At 65.7% G+C, this 18,641-nt stretch carries 15 protein-coding genes; 10 read left to right on the top strand and 5 right to left on the bottom strand.

What is annotated here, in order from left to right:
- Positions 1–21: 21 nt before the first annotated feature.
- A complete protein-coding gene (locus tag M2320_RS09260) occupies positions 22–1,911 on the bottom strand; it encodes a methyl-accepting chemotaxis protein (RefSeq protein WP_264597024.1) in 1,890 nt (629 codons plus the stop codon).
- Between the two features lie 387 nt (positions 1,912–2,298).
- On the opposite strand from M2320_RS09260, the gene coaD reads away from it, so the two are divergent.
- From coaD to M2320_RS09235, 5 genes are all read left to right on the top strand, one after another.
- Entirely contained in the window at positions 2,299–2,817 is a 519-nt protein-coding gene (gene coaD / locus M2320_RS09255) for a pantetheine-phosphate adenylyltransferase (RefSeq protein WP_264597023.1), read from the top strand.
- Between the two features lie 65 nt (positions 2,818–2,882).
- Complete coding sequence (locus M2320_RS09250; protein ID WP_264597063.1) at positions 2,883–3,377, top strand: peptidylprolyl isomerase; 495 nt, start codon at positions 2,883–2,885, stop codon at positions 3,375–3,377.
- Between the two features lie 27 nt (positions 3,378–3,404).
- On the top strand, positions 3,405–3,860 hold the full coding sequence (locus tag M2320_RS09245; RefSeq protein WP_264597022.1) for a peptidylprolyl isomerase: 456 nt from the start codon (positions 3,405–3,407) through the stop codon (positions 3,858–3,860).
- Positions 3,861–4,051: 191 nt separating this feature from the next.
- Positions 4,052–4,615 carry a hypothetical protein gene (locus M2320_RS09240; RefSeq protein ID WP_264597021.1) on the top strand — a complete coding sequence of 188 codons (564 nt, stop codon included), beginning with the start codon at positions 4,052–4,054 and terminating at the stop codon, positions 4,613–4,615.
- Between the two features lie 169 nt (positions 4,616–4,784).
- The gene (locus M2320_RS09235; protein ID WP_264597020.1) at positions 4,785–7,148 is read left to right on the top strand and encodes an HWE histidine kinase domain-containing protein; all 2,364 of its coding nucleotides are present in this window, start codon (positions 4,785–4,787) and stop codon (positions 7,146–7,148) included.
- 375 nt (positions 7,149–7,523) lie between these two features.
- Here the strand turns inward: M2320_RS09235 and M2320_RS09230 are convergent, their stop codons facing one another.
- On the bottom strand, positions 7,524–8,360 hold the full coding sequence (locus tag M2320_RS09230; protein ID WP_264597019.1) for a hypothetical protein: 837 nt from the start codon (positions 8,358–8,360) through the stop codon (positions 7,524–7,526).
- Positions 8,361–9,006: 646 nt separating this feature from the next.
- On the opposite strand from M2320_RS09230, the gene M2320_RS09225 reads away from it, so the two are divergent.
- Positions 9,007–9,963 (top strand): Tim44 domain-containing protein, encoded by a 957-nt coding sequence (locus M2320_RS09225; RefSeq protein ID WP_264597018.1) that lies wholly within the window; start codon positions 9,007–9,009, stop codon positions 9,961–9,963.
- A gap of 394 nt (positions 9,964–10,357) precedes the next feature.
- Entirely contained in the window at positions 10,358–11,386 is a 1,029-nt protein-coding gene (locus tag M2320_RS09220) for a methyl-accepting chemotaxis protein (protein WP_319801424.1), read from the top strand.
- 89 nt (positions 11,387–11,475) lie between these two features.
- On the opposite strand, the gene M2320_RS09215 is transcribed toward M2320_RS09220, so the two are convergent.
- The gene (locus tag M2320_RS09215) at positions 11,476–13,230 is read right to left on the bottom strand and encodes a B12-binding domain-containing radical SAM protein (protein WP_264597017.1); all 1,755 of its coding nucleotides are present in this window, start codon (positions 13,228–13,230) and stop codon (positions 11,476–11,478) included.
- Positions 13,231–13,363: 133 nt separating this feature from the next.
- Positions 13,364–13,921 carry a DUF4337 family protein gene (locus tag M2320_RS09210; RefSeq protein ID WP_184427744.1) on the bottom strand — a complete coding sequence of 186 codons (558 nt, stop codon included), beginning with the start codon at positions 13,919–13,921 and terminating at the stop codon, positions 13,364–13,366.
- A 224-nt stretch (positions 13,922–14,145) separates the two neighbouring features.
- Here M2320_RS09210 and M2320_RS09205 point away from each other — a divergent pair, with 224 nt between their 5' ends.
- From M2320_RS09205 to M2320_RS09195, 3 genes are all read left to right on the top strand, one after another.
- Positions 14,146–14,829, top strand: a complete 684-nt coding sequence (locus tag M2320_RS09205) for a protein-L-isoaspartate O-methyltransferase family protein (RefSeq protein WP_264597016.1) — start codon at positions 14,146–14,148, stop codon at positions 14,827–14,829.
- Between the two features lie 192 nt (positions 14,830–15,021).
- On the top strand, positions 15,022–16,413 hold the full coding sequence (locus tag M2320_RS09200) for a TolC family outer membrane protein (protein WP_264597015.1): 1,392 nt from the start codon (positions 15,022–15,024) through the stop codon (positions 16,411–16,413).
- A 179-nt stretch (positions 16,414–16,592) separates the two neighbouring features.
- A complete protein-coding gene (locus tag M2320_RS09195) occupies positions 16,593–17,606 on the top strand; it encodes a DUF2497 domain-containing protein (protein WP_264597014.1) in 1,014 nt (337 codons plus the stop codon).
- An 85-nt stretch (positions 17,607–17,691) separates the two neighbouring features.
- Here M2320_RS09195 and M2320_RS09190 read toward each other — a convergent pair whose 3' ends face one another.
- Positions 17,692–18,600, bottom strand: coding sequence for a LysR substrate-binding domain-containing protein (locus M2320_RS09190; protein ID WP_264597013.1), 909 nt, complete (start codon positions 18,598–18,600; stop codon positions 17,692–17,694).
- Between the last annotated feature and the right edge of the window lie 41 nt (positions 18,601–18,641).

Here is an 18,641-nt window from a genome sequence, read left to right as displayed (position 1 = left end):
CTCCTATGGGTTGGACGGAGGTCACGCCGCCTGCAATTCGTCGGCGAGCGAAGCGATTTCCTCGACGGCCGCCGCGAGTTGCTCGGCCCCCTTGGACTGTTCGCGCGCGGCGTTCGACGCCTCGCCCGAAGCCCTTGTCGCCTGTCCGGCGGCGGAGGCGATGCGCTCCACGCCCGATTGCACCTCGCGCACCACGCGCGCGATCTCCGCGGCGCCGTCGAGCACGTCCTTGTTGCCCGCCAGCACCTCCTGGACGTCGCGCGAGATCGTCTCGAGATTGGCGGCGATGACGCGATTCTTCTCGACCTCGCTCGACGCGGAATCGCTGATCTCGCCGAGGTCGCCGCGCACGGTGACGATCATGTCCTGGATCGACTTCACCGTATCCTTGATCCGCTCGGCGTTCTCGGCGGAATCGCGGGCGAGATTGCGGATGTCGGTGGAGACCACGGCGAATCCCTTGCCAAACTCGCCGGCGCGCGCGGCCTCGACCGAACCGTTCACCGCGAGCATATTGGTCTGGATCGAAACATTGTTGATGGCGTCAACGATCTTGTCGATGCGGCGGCTCACCTGCTCCAGCGCCGAAACCTGATCGCGATTGGCGCGCCCGGCTTCGACCGAGGCCAGAACGCCGCTGATCAGTTCGTTGACGCCGCCGATGGTTTGTCCGATCAGCTTCGCCGTGGCCTCGGCCCGGCCCAGGCTCTCCTGCGCGCGCGCCTGCGACTCGGCGGCGCTTTTTTCGATCTGGCCGATGGCGGCCGCCGATTGCTGGGTCGCCGCGCCCTGCTGCTGCGCGCCCTTGCTGATCTGCTCCAGCGCGGTCATGATCTGCGAGGAGGCGCGATTGATCTCCTCGATGGCGCTCGACAATTCCTCGGCCGCGGCGGCGACCTCCTCGGCGCTCTTGGCGATGTTCGAGCTGTTCTTCAGCTCCTCGGACAATTCCGCCAGCTCCTGCGCGGCCTGCTCGCTCTGGTTCAGCGCGCCGGCCTGCTGGGCGATGGTCTTGTTGGCCTCCTCGCTCGCGGCGCCTTGCTCCTCCGCGGCGGCGGCGATGATCTCGGAGCCCTTCTGCGCTTCATTGGCGGCGAGGAAGGCCTGGTCGTTGACGGCGGAAATCTCCTTGCAGCCGTTGACCACCAATTGCATGTCCTGGCGCACCTGCTCGAGATTGTCGACGACCAGCTTGCCCTTTTCGGCCTCGCTGCGCGCGGCGCCCGCAGCAGTGTTGATGCCTTCGGCGATCACCTTCACGTCGTTCTGGATTTGCGCGATCAGGTCCTGGATGTCGCGCGCCGATTTCTCGCTGGTTTCCGCGAGCGTGCGCACTTCGTCGGCGACCACCGCAAAGCCCTTGCCGTGCTGGCCGGCCCGCGCCGCCTCGATGGCGGCGTTGAGCGCCAGCAGATTGGTCTGGTCGGCGATGCGCGCGACGGCCTTGACCACCTCGCCGACGGTCGTGGCCTGACGGTCCAGCTCCTCGATCAGCTTGACCGAGGCGACCTGGCGATCGGCGGCCTTGCCGATCGCCTCGATCGACGCCTTGATCTGCACGGTGACATCGCCGCACAGGGTTTGCAGGGCCTCGGTCTTCTTGAGCGAGGTGTCGGCGGCCTCCTTGGCGCCCTGGATCAGGTTGCGGCCGTGGTTGACCGCCTTCAGCGATTGTTGCGCGCCGCTGGCGGCTTCCTCCGCGCCTTGCGCGATCTGCTCGGCCGCCTTGCGCAGCTCCTCGACCGCGGACGTCGCCTCGGCGATGCCGGCGGAGAGTTCGCCTGTCGCCGAAGCGATCCGCTCCGCCGCCTTCTGGTGGCGGGCGAAGGTGCGCGCGCGGCGTTTCTGGGCTTCGGCGGCGAGCGTGTGTCCGCCCGATTCGGCGGCCTCCATTCGGGGGGACGCCGACATGCTCTGTTTCTTGGCCAACGCCATGGTGAGGTCTCCAATGCCTTCCGTGGAGAATTGAGCTCCAACGCCGACCTCTCCACGCGTCGGCGAACTGTGAAAAGTTCGGTTTGGCTAAAGTTGGTGGACGCCTAATCTTGTGCGAAACATGCGCGACCCCTGGCCCGGCAAGTCTTTGTCATCAAAAGTTGATCCACGTAACGTAAGCTCGCGCGGGCGCGCCCGTGTTTTTATTTTTGTCGCTTGTCATCGGACGATTTTCAGGTCGCTCCCGCCTTGCCGGCGCGACGGCGCGACCACGTCCGAGAGTCCGCACATGCCTCGGGACTTGAAGCCTGCGCCGCGCATCCCGCCATTGCGCGGACGCGCCGCCTCCGCTAACGATGCGCCATGATCCGCGTCGCCCTCTACACGGGGTCGTTCGACCCCGTCACCAACGGTCATATCGACGTCATCCGCGCGGCCATGGGCCTGTGCGACCGGCTTGTGGTCGCCATCGGCGCCCATCCCGGCAAGACGCCGCTGTTTTCCGTCGAGGAGCGCGCCGCCCTGCTGAAAATCGTCTGCGCCGAGGACGCAAGGGCAAAGAGCTGCGAACTCGTGGTCACCAGCTTTAACGGCCTCGCCGTGGACGCCGCCCGGCAAAATGGAGCGGGCGTCATCGTGCGCGGCCTGCGCGACGGCACGGATTTCGACTATGAAATGTCGATGGCCGGCATGAACGGGGTGATGGCCCCGGAGGTTCAGACAATGTTCCTGCCCGCCGGGCTGAATGTGCGCCACATCACCGCCACCCTGGTGCGCCAGATCGCGCTGATGGGCGGCGACGTCACCGCCTTCGCGCCGCCGGCGGTGGTGGAGGCCCTCAGTCGCAAAGCCGCTCTTTTCGCTCGAAAGGACCAAAAATGATGAATTTCGGCAAGAAACTCGACCGCCGCCGTTTCTCCGGCCTGGCGCTGGGGCTTGCGGGCCTCATGGCCGGCGCCGGCGCGGCGCGCGCCGCCGACGATCCCGAAAACCTGCTCTACCTGCAGCTCAAGGACGGCGTCGTGGTCATCCGCCTGCGCCCGGATCTCGCGCCGAAACATGTCGCGCAGATCAAGGCGCTGACGCGAAAAGGGTTTTACGACGGCATCGTCTTCCATCGCGTGATCGACGGGTTCATGGCGCAGACCGGCGACCCCACCGGCACGGGCATGGGCGGCTCCGACCTGCCGAACATCCCCGCCGAATTCAGCCAGGAGCCTTTTAAGCGCGGCACGCTGGGCATGGCGCGTTCGAGCTCGCCGAATTCGGCGAATTCCCAGTTCTTCATCTGCTTCGCGCCGGCGCCGTTCCTCAACGGCCAGTACACGGTCTGGGGCGAAGTGATCTCCGGCATGGAGTTCGTCGACAAGATCAAGCGCGGCGAGCCCCCGCAAAATCCCGACAAGATCGTCAGCCTGAAGGTGGCGGCTGACGCAAAGTGAAATCCGTAGGGTAGAAAAGGAAAGCATATGTCCGACGAAGGCAATACGTTGACGCTGGAGACCACCAAGGGAACGGTGGTGATCCGCATGAAGCCGGAACTGGCCCCCAATCACGTCGCCCACATCAAGAAGCTGGTGAACGAAGGGTTTTATGACGGCATCGTCTTCCACCGCGTGATCGACGGCTTTATGGCGCAGACCGGCTGCCCGAAGGGCACCGGCACCGGCGGCTCGAAATATCCCGATCTCAAGCAGGAGTTCAACGCGGCCCCGCATGTGCGCGGCACCTGCTCGATGGCCCGCGCGCAAAATCCGGATTCGGCGAATTCGCAGTTCTTCATCTGCTTCGACAACGCCCGCTTCCTCGACCGTCAGTATACGGTGTGGGGCGAGGTGATCGAGGGCATGGAGAATGTCGACAAGATCAAGCGCGGCGAGCCCGTGCGCGATCCCGACAAGATCATTTCGGCCAAGATTTCCTAAAAATTTTCCGGGGCGTTTTCGCCCCGGTTTCCTTTGAGCCGGCGTTCAGTCCGGGTTCAGCGTCCCCGTCCAAAATTCGGCCCGGTCCGGCGGCTCGCCCGTGACCGAACGCAATTGACGCAGCCGAAAAAATCGCAAAGCTGCGCATATGCCGGCGTCGCGTGGGCGGCCCGGCTTTCGGAGACGCTTCCATGTCAATCCGCAAAACGCCCATCCGCAAAGTTTTTGCCTGTCATTCCCTTGCCCTCGGCGCCGTCGCGCTGCTCGCCCTCGCCGGCCCCGCGCGCGCCGAGAACGTGACCAAGGAATGCGCCGCCCGCTATCAGGCGGCCAAGGCCGCCAACCAGCTCGGCGGCGACACCTATCTGCAGTTCTATTCGAAATGCGCGGCGCAACTGAAGGCGGAGCGCGGCGCCCCCGCGGCTGCGCCCGCGCCCGCCGCCGCGCCGGCCCCGGCCGCGCCCCCGGTCGCCGCGCCGCCGCCTCCGCCGGCCGCACCCGCCGCCGCCGCCCCTGCACCCGCCGCCAAACCCGCGGCCCCCGCGCCGGCGCCGGCGCCGGCGGCCGGCGGAACTGTCTTCCCCACCGCGGTCAACCCGGCCTATGCCAATGAAAAGCCCGGCAAGGCGATCCAGAAAACCTGCCTCGACCAGTACAACGCCAACAAGGCGACCGGCGCCAATGGCGGCCTGAAATGGATTCAAAAGGGCGGCGGCTATTACAGCGAGTGCAACAAGAAGCTGAAAGGCGCGTAAGCCTGGCCCCGGGTCAGCTTGGTCGACGGGGCGGCGGCCTTGACGCCGCCCAAGTCGGACGCTTATCTCCGCTGGGCACTAACTCTCTGGAAAAGCGTGGCTAATCCTCGCCAGGCTTGCCAGGCTCGCTCCGGCGCGAGCAAAACTCCTTGTGAAGAGAGCGGGCGGGATGGCAAGGGAAGCAGGACCTGATGAATACGGTCTGCCCCGCCCTTCGGCGGCCCGCGCCGATCTGGCGCGCGCGCAATGTCTGGCCGCGCGCGGCTGCGCGCTGCTCGTCTTCGCCATCGCCGCCGCCGCGCTGATCGGCTGGGCGCAGGGCCTGGACCTCTTGAAAACGGTGCTGCCGACCGGCGCCCAGATGAAGCCCAACACCGCTTTTGGGCTTTCGCTCGGCGCGCTCTCCCTTTTTCTTGCGACCTTCAAGACGGTTCCGCGCCTGGCGCAGGCGGCGCCCGGCGTCGCCACCGGCCTCATCGGCGCGCTGTTCCTGTTCGAATACGCCAGCGGACGCGACCTCGGCGTCGACAATCTGCTGCTGCGCGATCCCGCCGCTTTCCTGCCCGGACGGCCATCGGTCGCGACTTCGCTGAGCTTCGTCGCCGTCGGAACCGCTCTGGCGCTGATGAGCGCGCGCGGACGCTGGACCGTGGCGCTGCGCGTGACCCTGGCGGTGGGCGGCATCGCGCTGGCGCTCACCGCGACGCTCGGCTTCTTCGTGCTCACGCCGGTCGACACGACGGCGCGCATCGCCCTGTTCGGACTGGCGGTTCACACGGCGGCGTCGCTGCTGCTGCTGTCGACCGGAATTCTCCTGGGCGGCGCGCAGCGCCCCGGACTGGACAGGGCGCTGCCGATCGCCGCGCCGGTCGTCAGCGTCGTCGCGCTCGCGGCGCTGGTCGCGGCCTCGCTGGTCGCGGTCGAAGCCCAAAAGCGCGACCTCGACGCAAGCCGCCGGGCCAGCAACATGGTGGGCGGCCTCGCCCGGCTGCTGAGTTCGCTGCAGGACGTCGCCGCGCAATCGCGCCGCTATCTGCTCACCGGAGAGCGCGCCTATCTCGAGCCCTACGAGGCGGCGGCGCGTGATCTGCGCGAAACCTCGCGCAGCCTCGACGCCTGGACGGCCGGCGATGCGGAGGTCGGCGAACAGGCGCGCCGCATCCAGGCGATCACCGACGAAAAGCTCGACGAATTGCGCGCGGAAATGGACCTGCAGCAGGCCGGCCAGGACCCGCTCGCCGTCATGCGCGCCAACACGATGAAGACCACGCCGGAAAAGCTGCGCCGCGCCGTCGCCGCCTTGCAGGACCTGGAGGAGGCCCGGATCGACGCCAGCCGCGCGGCGGTCGACCGGCGCGGCGCGCAACTGCAGTTCACCACCCTGCTCACCATCGCGGTGGTGACGGCGCTCGCCGCCTTCCTGTTTTTGGACGCGCGCCGCCGCTTCGCCGAATTGCGTCGCGTCCAGCATCGTCTGGCCGTGGCCAACGCCAGCCTCGACCGCGAGGTCGCCGCCAAGACCGCGCATCTCTCCAATGCGCTCGACGCCGAGCGCGCCGCGCTGAAGGAGATTTCCGATCTCAAGGCCGCGCTCGACGAGCACGCCATCGTCGCCACCACCGATCCGCGCGGAATCATCACCTATGTCAACGACAGGTTCTGCGCGGTCTCCAAATATACGCGCGAGGAACTTGTCGGCCGCACCCACGCGCTGATCAATTCGGAGTTTCATCCGCCGGAATTTTTCCACGAGCTTTGGGCGACCATCGCCAGCGGCAAGACGTTTCGCGGGGAGATCAGGAACCGCGCCAAGGACGGCGAAATCTATTGGGTGGACACCACCATCGTCCCCTTCCTCGACGATCGCGGCAAACCCCGCCAGTACATCGCCATCCGCAACGACATTTCCGCGCGCAAACTGGCGGAGGAGCACATCCGTTTTTTGATGGGCGAGGTCAACCACCGCTCGAAAAACCTGCTCAGCGTGGTCCAGTCCATCGCGGTCATGTCGGCCCGGGGCGCCGACCCGAAAAATTTCGCCGCGAACCTGTCGCACCGCATCGCCGGGCTCGCGGCCAGCCAGGACCTGCTGATCACCAGCGAATGGAAGGGCGTGGACACCGCGGGCCTGATCCGCGCCCAGCTCAACCCTTTTCGCGATCTGCTCGACGCGCGCATCCTGCTGTCGGGCCCAAGACTGCGGCTGGGCGCCGCCGCGGCGCAGGCGATCGGCATGGCGCTGCACGAACTCGCCACCAACGCCGCCAAATATGGCGCGCTCAGCAACGAGGACGGACGGGTGCGCATCGACTGGAGCGCCAAAACCGCCGAAGACGGGACGTTCTTCCACATGCAATGGCGGGAAAGCGGCGGCCCCAGGGTGGAGCCGCCGACGCGAAAAGGTTTTGGGCAAAAGGTGATGATCGAGATGGTCGAGCGCGCGGTGCGCGGCGAGGTGGCGATCGACTATTCCGAGACCGGCGTGCGCTGGACTCTTCGCGCGCCGGCCGAGGCGACGATCGAGACGGAATGATTTTCGGTTTTTTTCAAAAAGTGAAAACGGCGAAACGCGCCGATTCCGTCAATGCGGCAAAACAATGTTCACGTTTTGTTTTCACGTGAAACATCGCGGAGACCCAGCATTTCAAGCAAACCCTTGATTAAACGCGATGATCCGCCCAAGCCGGCGACAGGCCAACGCCGCACGCCCTGGCCACAAAAAGGCGCCGCCGCCACAACCCGCGGGCTGTACACGCAAAAATCGCACGGTTTTTATCAAAAAACGCGTGTTTTTTGCACAAATGCAGCGGTTTTGCGCGGTTTTGCGCGACTCGACTTCAACCTGAGATAGAATTTTCCAGAAAACGCGCCGGCAAACGCCCGACAGGCGGCGCCAAAACAAAACCACTCAAGCCTGCGCGAAAAAATAAAACCCCGTCAACAACAGGATCAGCACGCCCGACCAGACCGAGAAATCCAGCAAGCGCAGGTCGCCAACATTGCCTTGGGGACGCAAGGGATCGCCCGTCGCGCCAGAGCCGACGCCCCACGCCTGGGTGAACAGGCCCGCGGCGCGATAAGAGGAATAGGCCAGCCCGACCACCAGGGCGACAAAGGCCGCGATCGACACGGTCTGTCCATGCTCCAATTGGGCGAGCGTCCCCACGGTGATCGCCGTCAAAGCGCCGAACAGCAGGATTTGGAAAAACGCCTTGCCATCGCCCAGCGCGGTTCGTTTCAGCAGGCCCGATTTCGCCGTCGTCTTGTCGCCCGGCATGCAGCCCCAGAGAATTCCGGTGGCAAGTCCGAACAGGCTGCCGATGGCCGCGCGCCCGAACTGGGAAAAATTCTGCACCAGGAAATATTCATAAGAGAGCGTCGCAATGCCGATAATGTAGAAAACAACGATGACGGACCCGGAAAATTTTTGGAGTCGCGCGTTTTTGACGAGAAAGCGCCCGATCATCGTCCCGCAGATCAGGGAGCACAGAAGCACAAAAAACCGCCCCATGACGACGGCTTGCGCCGCATTGACGCCAATGCCGGACAAGTCGGGAAAAGCGGTCGCCCTGGTGTTGTCGGCATAGATCATGCCCTGCTGCAGCAAGGCGCCGGTCGCGCTGACAGGCTGCAAGCCCAGCACCGACAAACAGATTCCGCCGACGATCGCGCCCGCGACGGTGGCGAACAGATCCGCGACCTGCTCTGCATTCATGGAGATCACGGGCTTGGCGGGATCGTTCACAGGCTCATGTCTCCTGTTTCAGTGTCGCTGGGCGTGGGGCGCGCCGGCCAAGACACCCGGCGCGGGAAGCGGACCGAACAGGTAGAACTGGACATGAGGCATGAAAACAACGCTCGCAAAGAACAGAATGAGACACAGATAATAAAAAACTCTGCCGCGCCATCGGCTTGTTTCGCCCTCAGGATGTCTCGGCTCATGAGATGCAAAAAACATCTTGCTGCTCCCTTGCGAGGACGCTTTTGCGTGCAGTCATTCCATTTCACAAGCGAATTCAAATGCAAGGCTTGAATATGACGTGATGACAACGCGCACGCAAGCTGAAGCTTGCTCACGCTCATCCCGATGGCCTCCACAAATACGCGCGTTTCTTACAGACGCCGCACCCCGATGTCGTCATGGCCGGGCGTCGTCCCGGCCATCCACGCCGGGAAGCAGCGCACCACGCCAGCTTTTCGGCCTCCCGGCCCGGCGCAGCGCCAGAGGCAAACTCCTTCGATTGAGAGCGACCAATCTTCATCAGCCTGTCGCCTGCAACGATCAAATTCGCCGGCTCTGATCGGGGCCGGCGCCTTTGCACTTTCCCCCGAGATAACCAATATAAGGCCATGCGGGCGGCGACGCGCTCGCGCAACCTCAGGATTCATCCATGGCCATGCGCCAAAAAACATTGATTTACACTCTGGCCGCGCTGGTCGCCCTTGGCTTTTCCGCCGACAGTTTCGCCAAGCCGGGCGCTGGCGGCTCCATGGGCAGCCGCGGCGCGCGCACCTACAGCGCCCCGGCGCCGACCACGACGGCGCCGCGCCCGGCCGCGCCGATCGAACGTTCGGCCACCGCCCCGTCGCCCGGCATGGCGCAGACGGGCGCGCCGGGCATGAAACCCGGCGGCTTCATGTCCGGCGGGTTCGGCCGCGGCCTGCTCGGCGGCCTGGTCGGCGCGGGGCTGATCGGCTTGCTGCTCGGCAATGGCTTTGGCGGCGGGCTCGGCGGCCTCTCCTCCATTCTCGGCCTCGTGCTCCAGATCGGCCTGCTGTTCCTGCTGTTCAAAGTGGTCATGGGTTTTCTGCGCCGGCGCCAGCCCGCGGCTCAAGGCGCCGCATTTGAAAGCGTCGCTGCGCAGAACAACGGTTTTGGAGGTTTCCCAGGCGCCGGCGGCATCCCAAGCTCCGGCGGCGCGCCAAAACCGGCGAAACTCGACATCGGCCCGGCGGATTTAAACGCCTTCGAACAGCGCCTGGGCCTGATCCAGAGCGCCTATAGCGCCGAGGACATGGCGGCCCTGCGCGCTGTGGCGACGCCGGAAATGGCCTCCTATTTCGCCGAGGAGCTCGGCGAGACCGCCAGAAGAGGCCAGGTCAACAAAATCTCGGACGTCAAGCTTTTGCAGGGCGACCTTTCGGAAGCCTGGCGCGAGCCCAACGCTGAATATGCCAGCGTGGCCATGCGGTTCTCGCTGGTCGACACGATGGTCGAGCGCGCCACCGGCAGGATCGTCTCGGGCGATCCGGCGAAACCGGAGGTCGCGACCGAAGTCTGGACCTTTGTTCGCCGCCCCGGCGGCTCGCCCGCGGATTGGCAATTGTCGGCGATCCAGCAAGCCTGATTTTTTCGGGGCCGCGACATTCGCGGCCCCTTTTTTTCGACCAGGATTGACTTGCGCCCCCGAAGCATCGCCGCCTTGAGCGTCGTGTAAAAAGATTTCACTTTTTTCATGGCTCGGCGGAAGAAGTGACCGCGACCAAAAGCCGCGCGCGCCAGCACCCTCGGATGCGGCGACCTCAGCGACAGCATTTTTTGCCGCACGCGGCCGCAAAACCCGTTGAAAATCGACGCAAATCAGCGCTCGAGCCGGAAAATCCCGCCAAATCCGTCCGAACGAACCTTTGGGCGGCGCCGGCCAGATCAACCGCGCCGCGCGCCGCCGCGCGCGGGGTACATAAAAGATTAACGGAATGCGCTCATCTGTCTACGTCATCAGGTTTACTGTCAGGAATGCCATGCCGGAGCGCATACTCAATCTCTCCCATTCGATTTCTACTTTGGCGACATCGAAGGTGAAGCAGATCCAGCACGTAACTGGAGCAACAAAAATACTCGCGCTTAACGCAGAGATCGAAGCGGCGCGCGCGGGTCAATATGGCAAAGGCTTCGCTGTCGTCGCCCAGGAGGTCAAATCTGTATCGCAACAAATCGCGGGAATTACTCAGGACCTGACCAAGGAGCTCAATGAGAAGGTGGCCGATCTCGACCGTCTCGGCAATGGACTTGTCGCCAATATTCGCGGCAGGCGCCTGACAGACCTCGCCTTGAACATGATCGAGATCATCGACCGCAATCTCTACGAAAGGTCCTGTGACGTGCGCTGGTGGGCGACGGACTCGGCCGTCGTGGATTGCCTCGGCACCCCTTCGGAAACACAGACGCGCTTCGCCTCCTCCCGGCTCGGCGTCATTCTGAAGGCCTATACCGTCTATCTCGATCTCTGGATCGTCGACCGGAACGGCATGATCGTCGCCAACGGCCGCCCGGATCGCTATCCCAGGGCGCGCGGCGGTTCCGTGGCGCAGGAGCAATGGTTTCGCGATGCGATGCGGACATCGTCGGGCGACGAATTCGTCGTCGCCGATATCGAGCGCAACCCGACGCTCGACAACAAAATGGTTGCGACCTACGCCGCCAGCATTCGCAAGGGCGGCGACGCCCATGGAGAACCGCTCGGGGCGCTCGGCATTTTCTTCGACTGGGAGGCGCAGTCGCAGACCGTGGTGGAGTCGGTGCGGCTCGAACCCGAGGAAAAGAGCCGGACGCGCTGCCTGCTGGTCGACAGCCGCCATCGCATTCTCGCCGCCTCCGACCGGCGGGGCATCCTCACCGAAAGTTTTCCGCTGCCAAAAAACGAGGCGAGCGGCGCTTATGTCGACAGCCAAGGCAATACGGTCGGCTATGCGGCGACGCCCGGCTATGAAACCTACCGCGGCCTAGGCTGGAGCGGCGTGCTGGTTCAATCCAAGGTCGCGGATGAGTGAGCATGGGTAGCCCTCACCCTGAGGAGGCGCGAAAGCGCCGTCTCGAAGGGCGGGGGCGGCCCACGGGTTTTTAGGCGGCTGAAAAACCCTCACACGCTCGCCGCGGCCTTGCGCGCGGCCTTCTCCTTGGCTTTTTCCCCGGCCGCGCGCGAGGATTCATTGTGCTGGAACAGGTCGAGATCGTCGAGATCGGCCTGGGTCTGCGGCGTCAGCGCCTGATCCATATAGGCGGCGGCCTGCGCCTTGTTGCGCTTCAGCCAGAGCCGGAACACGCCCAGTCGCGCCGCCATCGCGCCGAGGCGCAGATGATTGAGGACGAGTTCGGCGGCATAGCGCGGATAGAACAGCAGCGGGTTTTCCAGCGGCATCCCCGGCCGGCGATCCCTCCGCCGCTTGCGCCGGAAATAGCCGCCCTGCAGCGGATGAACTTTTTCGAGCTTGACGCAGCCCCAGAACCACAAGGCCAGAAACATGGCGTGGCCGGCGGAAACCCCATTGGCGGCGGCGCGGCGCATGATCGTGCGCATGTGGCGCGGCGTGTAATAGAGGTCCCAGGCCTCCTGATAAATCCCCTCCCATTGCGCCTGGGACATGCGGGGATGCCCGGTCACCACATGTTCGAGGTCGTATTTGTTGAGGTCGGGATCGATCCACACGCCCTTGGCGACGAGACGCTGATGGTCTTCCGACCCGGGCAGCGGCGTCAGACAGAAGAACTCCAGAATGTCGAGCGGCAACTCGCGCTGGATGATGGCGATGTCGCGCCGGATGCTTTCCGGCGTGTCGTTGGGAAAACCCAAGATATAGCCGGCATAAGTGAAACATCCCGCGCGCTTCCAGGCGAGCAGCATGTCGCGATATTCGGCGATGCGGTTCTGCTTTTTCTTCACCTCGGCGAGATTGTCGGGATTGATGTTCTCCAACCCGATGAACACGCGCTTGACCCCGGCGCGCCCGGCCTTTTCGATGAAATTCTCAATGCGATGGCTGAGCGTGTCGATCTGGATGATGAAGGTGAAATGCAGCCCCTCGCCCTCGCGCAGGGCGATCAACCGGTCGAAAATCGATTCCCAGTTGCGATTGCGGGCGAAATTGTCGTCGGTGATGAAGAAGCTGTCGACGCCTTGCGCCAGATTGGCGCGGATGATCGCCTCGACATCGTCGGCCGAGCGATGGCGCGATTTGCGGCCCTGCACATTGATGATGGTGCAGAACGAACATTGGAACGGACAGCCGCGCCCGGCGTCGAACGAGGTGACGGCGCCGGTGGTGCCGGCGATGATTTCCGCGGGCAGCAGCGGAAAGGGCGCGCCCTCCAGCGCCGGCAGATCCTTGAGGAAATCGTAGAGCGGCTTCATCCGCCCGCCATGCGCGTCCTGAAGCAATTCGTCGAACCGCCCCTCGACCTCGCCCGCGTAAAGCGCGCAGCCCATCTCCTGCGCCTCGCCCAGTTCCGGGGTCAACTCGGGCAGCATGGCGATGCTGCCGGACACATGGAACCCGCCGATCGCCACCCCGGCCTGGGCGGCGCGAAACCGCCGGGCGAGATCGAGCGCGCGCGGAAACTGATTGGACTGCACCCCGGTCAGACAGACCAGCCCGGCCCCGGCCGCCGCGATCCGCGCGGCGATCTCTTCCGGCACGATCCGCGTATTGGTCTCGTCATAGACAAAAACCTGAATGTCGACCTCAGGTCCCAACGCCCGCCGAGCCGCGCAATCCTGGGCGATGGCGTGCAGCGCCGCCAGGGAATTGGAGGGAATGGCGGAGCGCAGCCATTGCACCACATAGCCATCGTCGTCGTAATGCGAGGGTTTCACCAGATGCAGTTGGAAGACGGACATTCGGCCTCTCAATTGGCGGCGCCAGGGCGCCCGGGGCCCGGACGCGCCGTCGCGGAGGCGCAGCCCGGAGCCCCACCTTTAAGGGAAAAAGCGCCGAACCACACGTCATTTCGCGCCGACGCCCCCAAGCCGCTCAAATGTAAGCGTAAAAAGCCGCAACCGACCCCGCCGCGCCGAGCGCCAGCGCGCAATACCAGGGCCAGCGGCGCCCGCGCACGATAATGGCGATGGTGGCGATGGCGATCGAGACATGCAGCAGGGTCACGGCCACGGTCAGCACGTGATGGCGATGCTCGTGGTGCTCGCTGGACTCCAAAGATTCTTGCGCCTTGTGCTCATGCTCGCGCGCGGTCTTCTCGATCTCCTTCTGCTCGCCATCATAGCGGCGCGCCTTGTCGGCATATTCGCTCTTGCCCGACTGTTCCGCGGCAAGGGCGTAAATGTTCTGCTTGACGCTCTTGGCCTGATAGAAGGCCCAGGCGTCCGACGCCTTGCTCTGCTCCAGCACCGCGCCATTCTTTTCGGCGAAGGCCTTGGCCGTCTCCATGGTCTCCAGGCTGCCGACGGTGGCGGCGATCACGGCGAGGATGGCGATGGACACCGAGACGGTGGTCAAGAAATCGTCGCCCAGATGCGCCACGTGCTGGGCGTGTTCGGCGTGTTCAAGATGTTCGGTGGGCGAATCGTTCATTCCAGCGGGCTCCAGAGGGTCTCTCGGCGATGTTTCAGGATGATTGCGATGGTTTCGCGACACGCGCGACAGCATCGCGTGTTCGGGCGCAAGCTTAGCGAGGCCGCGGCGCGGCGGCAATCGCCCGCGCCGCGGCCACGATTCTGGACAGCCGGGGACGGGCCAACTATAAGAGCCGCGTGATCCATCCTGCGCCGGGACCCCCGGCCGTTCTGAGGGCGCCCATGTCCGAAACGCTTGCGACTCCGGAAGATTCGTTCGCCGCCCTGCGCGAAACCATGGTCGAGCGCCAGATTCGCACCTTCGACGTCAGCGATCTCGCCGTGCAGGCGCGGATGAAGGCCGTCCCCCGCGAAATTTTCGTCGACGAAACCTATGCGTCGCTGGCCTATTCGGACGCCCGGGTGCTCGTCACCGGCGCGGCCCCGCGCGAACTGACCGCGCCGCTGATCCTGGGACGCCTGCTCAAGGAGGCCGGCGTCCACGGCGCCGACCGCGCGCTGGTGGTCGGCGGGGCCTCCGGCTATGCGGCGGCCCTCATCGCCGGCCTGGCGGCGGAGGTCGTCAGCCTCGACGAGGACGCCGCGCTCACCGCCAAGGCGCAGGCGAATTTCGCCCGTCTCGGCCTCGCCAACGCCAAGGCGGTCACCGGCCCGCTCGGCGCGGGCGCCCCGGCGCAAAAACCCTTCGATCTGATCGTGGTCGACGGCGTGGTCACCGGCGCGCTCGACGCGCTCGCCGACCAACTCGCCTCGGGCGGCCGCATGGTGGCGATCATCGGCGACGCGCCAGGCGCGCGCACGGGCCTCGCCACTTTGTTCGTCCGCGCGCAGGCGCCGCGCGCGCTGTTTTCGGCCTCGGCGGCGCCGCTGCCGGCGCTGGCGGCGCCGCCGGCTTTCGTGTTCTGAAACGCTGTGGCATTTCGGACGCAGGATCGGGAATTCGCAATGCGGACCCTGAGTCGGCGCCCGTCGAGGCTTGCCTCTTTGCGACATCTGGACAACCATACTCTATGTCCGGCGTGAGGTTATTCGTGAATTCGAATATTTCGCATCTTCAGGGCTTTGGCCCTCTATGCGAGGAAATCTAGGAGTGTGCTGGTGATTGGCGTTTCTTATTCGCGCTTGCTGGCGGGCGTCGCGCTTCTGGCGTTGATGCAAGCCGGTCCGGCGGCGGCGGAGACCATGTCCAGCGCATTGGCGCGGGCCTACCGCAACAACCCCGACATCAACCAGCAACGCGCGGCGACGCGCGCGGCCGACGAAAACGTGCCGATCGCCAAGTCGGGCTGGCTGCCCAAGGCGTCGGTCTCGGGCCAGGCGGGCCACCAATATACGGAGAGCACCGGCTATCCCGGCGCCCTGACCCAGACGCAAAAAGCGACGACCAATCCCGGCCAGATCGGCGCCACGGTGAGCCAGACGCTGTTCGACGGCAACCAGACCGCGAACCGGGTCAGCGGCGCCGAATCCGGCGTGCTGGCGCAGCGCGAAGCCTTGCGCAGCCAGGAGATCAGCACGCTGCAATCGGCGGCGACCGCCTATATGGACGTGCTGCGCGACACGGCGGTGCTCGGCCTTCGGCGCAACAACATCAGCGTGTTGCAGGTCCAGTTGCAACAGACGCGCGACCGCTTCCAGGTCGGCGAGGTGACGCGCACCGACGTCGCCCAGGCGGAATCCTCGCTGGCCACCGGCCGCGCCGATTACGCCGTCGCCCAGGCGAATCTCGAAAGAAGCGTCGCCACATTCCGCCAGCAGATCGGCGTCGACCCCAAGAATCTCGCGCCGGCGCAGCCCGTCGAGCGCCTGCTGCCCAAGACCCCGGCGGCGGCGATCGCCATCGGGCTCGAAGAGAATCCGCAGATCACCTCGGCGCTGCATCAGGTCGACGCCGCGGAATCCGCGGTCAAGACCGCCGAGGGCGCGCTGCTGCCGACGGTCGGCGTGCAAGGAACGGTGTCGCGCTCGGTCGACAGCACCGGCGTGCCCAATTACAACATCAACACGGCTTCCGTGGTCGGCGTGCTCAACGTCCCGCTCTACCAGGGCGGCCAGGAATACGCCACGATCCGCCAATACAAGGAAAAGCTCGGCCAGGCCCGGCTTCTGGCGGATTCGCAGCGCGTCAACGTGCGCGCCGGCATTTCGACCACCTGGGGCCAGCTCCAGTCGGCCAAGGCGGCGATCATCGCCTTCCAGGCCGCGGTCAAGGCGGCGGAAGTGGCGCTCAACGGCGTGCGCGAAGAGGCCAAGGTCGGCCAGCGCACCACGCTCGACGTGCTCAACGCCCAGCAGACCCTGCTCAACACCCGGGTGCAGCTGGTGTCCGCCCAGCGCGACCGCGTCGTCGCCTCCTATGCGGTGCTGGCGCAGATCGGCCGGCTGTCCGCCAACACGCTCGGCTTGAACGCGCCCGCCTATGATCCGGGCGACCATTACGAGCGCACCAAGAATCGCTTCATCGGCCTCACCGCCTCCGACGGCAGCTGACCGCGTTTCGCTCGGAAAACTGAGGACCGCTGCGGGATTAGGCTTGCGCCGAAAAAAACGGCGGCGCATTTTAGCAGCGCGGCTCTCACAGGAGTCGCGCGCCCGGGTCGGTCAGGGCGCAGACATTTCTCTGCGCCGGTCCGGCGCGGTCATCGGAGCCTTGCGAGCGTCTGAACCCCATGAACGCAAACAACGCCAATCAGACCAGCCTGCAAGCGGAACAGAAGGCCCATGAGCCCTCGATGGAGGATATTCTCGCCTCCATCCGGAAAATCATCGCCGACGACGACGCGCTGCCGTTGAGCCGGCGCGCCGCCCCCGCGAAAGAGCCGGAGCCGGCCCCTCCGCCGGTCCACAACGAGCCGCCCGCGCGTCATGAACCGCCGCCGCTCGCCGCTGTGGCGCCGCCGGTCGCCGTCACTCCGCCCGTCCCGAGCGCGCCAGTCCCCACCGCGCCGGTTTTGGCGACGCGCGCGCCGCTGAAGCCGCCGCCGATCCCCAGCCTGCGCGAACTCGCCCAAAGGCTCGACGAATTGCCCTCGAGCCTGACGCCGCCGCGCGCGCGGATCGAGCCCGCGCCCGCCCCCGCGCCTTTGGACTTGCGGCCGTCGCTCGCCGATCCGCCCCAGGATCACGAGGTCCAAACCGAAGCGCCAGCGCCGCAGCCCGCGCCCCCGGTCGTCCCGGAGCCCACGCCGGCCCCAAGCGCCTCGATCAGTTTCGAATCGGGAGACTTCAAAGTCCCGCCGCTGAGCTTCAAGGCCTCGGTCGCGCCGCCGGCCGGTTTTGCGCCCGCCCCCGTGGTCGCCACGCCGGCGTCGGCCGAGCCCGTGGACTCCCCGGCCCCAGAGCCCGTCGTCGCGCCTGTGGTCGAACCGGACTCCGGCGCGGACATTCCCCCGGTCGAACCCGTCAGGCCCGTCGCAGCCGCGCCGCGCGCCATCCTTCCGCCGGCGCACCTCGACCGCGTCGAACCCGCCATGCTCTCGGAGCGCAGCGGCCTGAAGGTCGGCGCGGCCTTCGAAGCCCTGGCCGAATCGGCGTTGCTGCGCGATCCCGAGCTGGTCGAGCGCATGACCCGCGAAATCTTGCGCCCGCTGATCAAGACCTGGCTCGACGACAACCTGCCCAATGTGGTGGAGCGTCTGGTGCGCGCAGAAATCGAACGCGTCGCGCGCGGCCCGAAGATTTAAGAAAAGCGCCGGAAGCGCCTCCCTTCTCCCCTTGCGGGAGAAGGTGGCGCGCGGCAGCGCGCCGGATGAGGGGTTCGTCCCTAACTCAGTTATTTCCCGCCCGCGCCGAAGCCACAGCATCCCCCGGCCGACACGCCGCAAGCAAGGCCAGCGCCGGCCGCGACTGATATATCTGCTTATGCGTCAGCGCGAAGAACGGCCGCCGCGGCAGCGCGCCGGGCAATTGCCGCAGCGCGCCCGATTGCAGATAGGGCGCGGCGACCAGACGCGACACCACGGTCAGACCGGCCCCGGCGGCGACCGCCGACAGCACCGCCTCGTTCGACGGCAATTCCAGCGCCGGCGCGGCCAGCGCGGCCTCCGGCGCCAATTGGCGCAAAGCCTGTTCGAAGGCGGCGCGGGTGCCCGACCCTTTTTCGCGCGCCACCCAGTCCGCCCCGGCGAGCGACAGCGCGCCGGATTCGACGCGCGCGGCCATTTCAGGCGCGGCCACCGTCACGGGGTCGTCGTGGTCGATCATCTCGACCTCGAGCAGATCATGGACGACCTCACCTTCGACCAGGCCGAAATCGATGTCGCCTGAAGCCGTCAGCTTCGCCACCTCCTCGGTGTTGCCGATCGACAGGCGCACGCAAACGCCGGGATGGGACGCCTTGAATCGCGCGAGCCGCGGCGGCAGCCAATAATTGCCGATGGTCTGGCTGGCGGCGACGGCGACCGCGCCCAGAGCGACGCCGCCCAAATCGTCCAAAAACCGTTCGGCGCGCAGGCCGGCGCGCAACAGAGCCTGCGCCTCGCAGAGAAACAGCTTTCCTGCTTCCGTCAAAGCGACGCGGCGGCCGATCCGCTTGAACAGGATGACGTCATGGCGCGATTCCAGCGCGGAGATGGCGGAGGACACCGCGGATTGCGTCAGATGCAGCGCCTGCGCGGCCTGGGTGACGTGCTCACGCTCGGCGACAGCGACGAAAATGCGCAACTGCTCCAGCGTCATCGAAAGGTCCTGAGAAGCGAGCGCCGACCATAGCCGAGAAG

This window comes from Rhodoblastus acidophilus (assembly GCF_025961575.1).
GTDB lineage: Bacteria > Pseudomonadota > Alphaproteobacteria > Rhizobiales > Beijerinckiaceae > Rhodoblastus > Rhodoblastus acidophilus_C.
This window is presented reverse-complemented; position numbering and strand designations above follow the sequence as displayed.